1 protein-coding gene and 1 riboswitch are annotated in these 3,578 nt (G+C 48.5%); the gene reads left to right on the top strand.

What is annotated here, in order from left to right; translation table 11 throughout:
- The first annotated feature begins 776 nt into the window (after positions 1–776).
- A riboswitch (SAM riboswitch) is annotated at positions 777–884 on the top strand.
- 145 nt (positions 885–1,029) lie between these two features.
- On the top strand, positions 1,030–3,366 hold the full coding sequence (locus VE954_RS29625; RefSeq protein ID WP_324959755.1) for a hypothetical protein: 2,337 nt from the start codon (positions 1,030–1,032) through the stop codon (positions 3,364–3,366).
- Positions 3,367–3,578 lie beyond the last annotated feature (212 nt).

Here is a 3,578-nt window from a genome sequence, read left to right as displayed (position 1 = left end):
CGTTCAGTTGCACACTGAGCGAAAATGCAGGGCGTTGACACTTTGATTTTGCCATGCGTTTCGTCATCGGCATCACGCGGGTTTGCTGGCTTCCAATACGATGGGTGTGGGGCGCGAAAAAAAACTTGGTTTTTATCTTTGCCATTCAACGCCTTGGCCTTGAATGGATTGGTGCCTTTTCTGCGGTCAAAAATGAGGCAGGGAAAGGGATTCAAGCCGACTTTGCCGCTCATGACAAGGGGCGTTTATTCTGCAGGGCCCCGGAAAGAATGCGTGGAATTTCAGCAGACCCCTGACTATCAAGGCTTTCACGAAAGCCGTAATTCTGAAATTTCCCAATAATTTTAACTAGCCGCTTATTTTATAGTCATTCTTTCCGGGGCCCTGAAAAAAACCGGCAAGGTCAGGCGTGAGCTGGTATATCGCCTGACGAGTCTTAAGGATGCCGATGCAGGGGCACTGCTCCAAAAATCTAAAATCAAAGAGACAACGATTCATACAAGTGAGCGCCATCCCTCACGGTACTCCTGCGACCAGAAAATGAACTTTCTGCGAAAAAGCGGAAAGAATTAAATACAGGATCTTCCCTCCAGCCTGGATTTAAACGGTATTGTGATCCAGTGAAGCAGGCTCACTCAAGGCCCGGACTAATTCCTAGGCATTCTTTCCGGGGCCCTGGCTCGGAGTACCCACTTTGATGCAATCGAGTATACAACCCGAGCTCTTCTTTTCGCAGCCGAGATTGACAGTTTCTCCAAGCCGCCTCATATTGAACGAGTTCATCAAGATTGGTGGAGGGACAGGCCCTTTGATGCCGAGGCAACCCTGGATCCATGATTCCAGAAAGGTGCCAATTCCAACGGAGTAATTCCGGGAGATGAGCGTAGATCCTCAACAGAGCTGCCTTCTCCCGCTATGCTAAATGACCCACGATCGGCTTCTTTCGCAAGCACAACCCATTGTCTTTGCCTACAGGTTGGATAGTGTGTCGAAACCATTTTGCAGTTAAGTGCGAAGGAGGCTTTGATTATGCTCGGTCAGGTGCACAAATTTGGTGGTTTGAGTCTCGCTACGGCCACTCGAATCCAGAAGGTGGTGGACATCATCTCTCGGATTCCAAAACATGGAACCCATACAATCGTGGTTTCAGCTGCCTTAGGGGTAACCGATCAGCTGAAAGACATCATCGCGGTCGATGAAGCCAGGACCCACAAGCTTGATGCGCTTAGGAGCCAGCAGCTGCGGCTGATTGATGAGTTGGTATCCGAACTTGAGTGTAAGCAGCTAGCTTTTTTATTCCTCCAGGACTTTGCGCTACTGCGACTTCAGTTGCAGATCGGTATCGAAAGTGAAGCGGAGTTAGTGACTCTGGGAGAGTATTGGTCGGCTCGACTGCTTTGCTCGGTTTTAAACGACCGTGGTATCAACGCGCGGGTGGTGGATCCAAAATACTTTTTGAAGATTGATCAGCAAGGACACTTTGTCGACGAAGCGCAATCAAAAAAGTACTTCATGAATCAAGTTCAATCTCCTTTCTATGCGATCGTGCCAGGCTGTCTTGCTGTGAGCACCGAGGGCAGCTCCTTTACATTGGGTCGAAACGGAAGCGATTTCAGTGCCGGTCTGATAGCATCTCTCCTGGATGCTGGGGAGCTACACATATGGACCGATATTGAGGGGATTAGAAGCGGAGACCCGGACTTCGTACGAAATTCCAGACTTTTACCGTATTTATCCTATGGGGAAGCTCAATCTTTCATCGATAACAGTAATGGAGTGTTGCATCAGAAAACCCTTGAACCTGTGGAAAAAAAGAAAATTTCCGTTTTTATCCGAAGCGCTCTCTGGCCGGACGGAGGCAAAACACTTATCAGTGAAAGGAGTTCAGGTGAAGGAAGGCTAGGGTTGACAGGTCGTGGGCCATACACATCTGTAAGCATTCCAAGACAAACCTCCATCGAGTATATCGAAAATTCGGAGTTGTTCAAATCCAGCGAAATTGTCTGCCTATATGGGCCTGAAAAACTCCACTTCCTTGTTCCGCGGCAATCTGGAGGCAAGCTACTTTCACAGCTGATCAATGCCTTGAGTAACCTCTCCGAAGAGGTTGACGTTTCTAGTCACCTTTGCCAGATAGCGCTTATAGGCTGCGAGCCTGCCTTAACCCGTGACAGTCACATGCAGATCGTTCACGAGTGCCCGTTTGAACTTACGACTCTTGACAATAACTCTGGGCAGCCGCTCTTATTTTTTGTTCACGAGTATCTAGCTAGAAAGGCCATGGCTTGGTTGCATGACCGATTATTCAAACCCCAAAGGAAGTTCGCTGTTGCACTCGTCGGGGCAGGGAACGTCGGGTGCACGTTGCTCCAACAGATCCATGAAGGCCTTGAAAAGACCTATCGTCAATATGGTGTTATCTTTCAGGTCAAAGCGATTGCAAACTCTCGGAAAATGTTACTATCAAACGGGAATCTTACCCTCGATGATTGGCGTTCGAAAGATGCAATCACTAGTGCAACGAACCTGGAGGAGCTGACTTCTCATATGAAATCTTTCGACCAGCACATTGTGATCATCGACACGACGGCCTCTCATGAAGTTGCTGACTACCATAGGTCGTGGGTGGATCACGGCTGCAATGTTGTCACTGCTAACAAAATCACGTGCAGCGGTCCACACTTCCGTAGCGTGCTTGACTCAGCTCATGAAAAAAGGGTCAAGTATATGTTCGAAACTACTGTTGGAGCGGGCCTACCCATACTTAACGTCGCAAAAGGTCTAATTGACTCGGGGGACGAGTTCCTGGAATTTCAGGCTGTTCTTTCGGGTTCGCTATCGTACCTCTTCCTTGAGATGGAAAGCGGCAAGAAATTCTCTGATACTGTGCGCGATTTGAAAATTCGGGGATTCACTGAACCTGATCCCCGCGAAGACCTCGCCGGTTATGACGTCGCAAGAAAATTGATCATTTTAGCAAAGCAATTTGAAGTCAACGTTGGTCTTACCGACGTGAAGCTTACGCCGGTCTTGCCGTATATGGATGAGCGACACAGTATCGATGAGTTTCTTGAAACATGCAAGATCTACGATGAACACTTTGCTGCCTTAGTTACTCAAGCTCGCGCGGACAATCGTGTATTACGATATGTTGCGCGGCTAACAAATTATGGCGAGGCGTTGGTTGGGATCGAGAGCCTCCCGCACGAGCACTGTTTTGCGCGTTTAAGGCCAGCTGACAACATCGTACAGTTTGTGACAAGCCGGTATAACAGTAATCCGCTGATCGTTCAAGGACCCGGGGCAGGACTTGCTGTGACGGCGGCTGGCTTATACAGCGACATGCTTAAAGTAGCAGTTACATAGCAACTACTCCGCGGAGTTTTTAGGAAGTGTCGTGTAGCCTCCTAAGGCCTCGTAGACGTATACTACAGCCGGGACAGCGATCGATTTCAAGAGCTTCGTTTATCCAGCGCCTAATTGCTGGCAAAGTAATGAGGCGTTTATCTTTTTTTTCCCTATCCCAGTCCCAGTCGGTTTGTTACGCATTTCATTCAAGAAATGAAACGCCATGAAGC

It is taken from the genome of Oligoflexus sp. (assembly GCF_035638955.1).
Taxonomy (GTDB): domain Bacteria; phylum Bdellovibrionota_B; class Oligoflexia; order Oligoflexales; family Oligoflexaceae; genus Oligoflexus.
This window is presented reverse-complemented; position numbering and strand designations above follow the sequence as displayed.